This is a genomic window from Vibrio sp. AND4, from assembly GCF_000171815.1.
Classification (GTDB): domain Bacteria; phylum Pseudomonadota; class Gammaproteobacteria; order Enterobacterales; family Vibrionaceae; genus Vibrio.
Window position 1 is genome coordinate 1 of the sequence record NZ_ABGR01000106.1, and the last position, 1,461, is coordinate 1,461.

At 47.8% G+C, this 1,461-nt stretch carries 2 protein-coding genes; both read left to right on the plus strand.

What is annotated here, in order from left to right; genetic code table 11:
* On the plus strand, positions 1-890 hold an 890-nt coding region (locus AND4_RS18935; RefSeq protein ID WP_009844602.1), incomplete at its 5' end, for a transcriptional regulator GcvA.
* On the plus strand, positions 871-1,461 hold a 591-nt coding region (locus AND4_RS18940), incomplete at its 3' end, for an alpha/beta fold hydrolase (RefSeq protein WP_009844603.1). The genes AND4_RS18935 and AND4_RS18940, both read left to right, overlap by 20 nt.

Here is a 1,461-nt window from a genome sequence, read left to right on the forward strand (position 1 = left end):
TTCGCGTTTTTGAAGCGGCGGCTCGCCATCTTAGTTTTACCCGCGCCGCTGAAGAGCTGTTTGTTACCCAAGCAGCTGTCAGCCATCAGATCAAGGCTCTTGAAGAGTATCTATCGTTGAAACTTTTCCGTCGTCGCAACCGTTCTTTGTTGCTTACAGAGGAGGGGCAAAGTTACTTTTTAGACATCAAAGATATCTTCACTTCGATTGCTGAAGCGACCGATAAAGTATTGGAACGTAGTGAAAAAGGGGCGCTGACCATCAGTCTACCACCGAGTTTCGCTATCCAGTGGTTAGTGCCTCGTTTGGCGGATTTTAATGCCCAAGAACCGGATATAGACGTACGTATTAAAGCGGTTGATATGGATGAAGGTTCACTGACTGATGATGTTGATGTTGCTATCTATTATGGTCGAGGGAATTGGCCCGGTTTACGTGCTGATAAACTCTACCAAGAGTTTTTGATCCCACTTTGTTCACCCTCGTTACTTTTGGGTAACAAGCCATTAGAATCTCTAAGTGACCTAAAGTTACATACCTTGCTACATGATACTTCTCGTAAAGATTGGAAGCAGTTTGCTCGCCAACAGAATATTGAAGGTATCAATGTGAATCACGGACCAATTTTTAGTCACTCAACCATGGTGCTGCAAGCGGCTGCGCACGGGCAGGGGGTTGCGCTAGGAAATAACGTATTAGCCCAGCCAGAAATGGAAGCGGGGCGCTTAATTGCCCCATTTGATGAGGTATTGGTTTCGAAGAATGCTTTTTACGTTGTATGTCACGAGCAGCAAGCCGATATGGGACGTATCGCGACGTTTAGAGACTGGATGCTTGCCACGGCGAGAAAAGAACAAGAGGAAGTATTGGATGAGCCATTGGATAGTTGAGGGGCCAGAGAGTGGACCGCTGTTTATTTTTGCTCATGGCGCAGGCGCGGACATGGAACATGAATTTATGGCTGCTGTCGCTAAAGGATTGGTTGAGAGCGGTATACGCGTGGTGCGTTTTAATTTTCCTTACATGGTTAAACGTGCTGAAGACGGCAAGAAGCGCCCGCCCGATCGTGCTCCAAAACTTCTTGAAGCTTATGAAGAAGTGATCGCTCACTTTACTTCTCAACCTATCGTGATTGGCGGTAAGTCGATGGGCGGACGTATGTCGAGTTTGCTCACCGACAATGCGCTGGTGGCGGGTGTTGCCTGTTTGGGTTTCCCTTTTCACCCTCCAGGTAAACCAGAAAGGTACAGAGGTGATCATTTGGCACGTATCGACAAGCCAACCTTAATCCTGCAAGGCGAACGCGATACATTCGGTAAGCGCGAAGAGTTCGATGGCTTTGCGTTGTCAGAGCAGGTGACCGTCAGCTTTTTACCGGATGGTGACCATAGTTTTAAGCCTCGTAAGCGCTCTGGTTACACAGAAGCATGCAACATTGCCTCAATAGTGGAACAGTTGGCG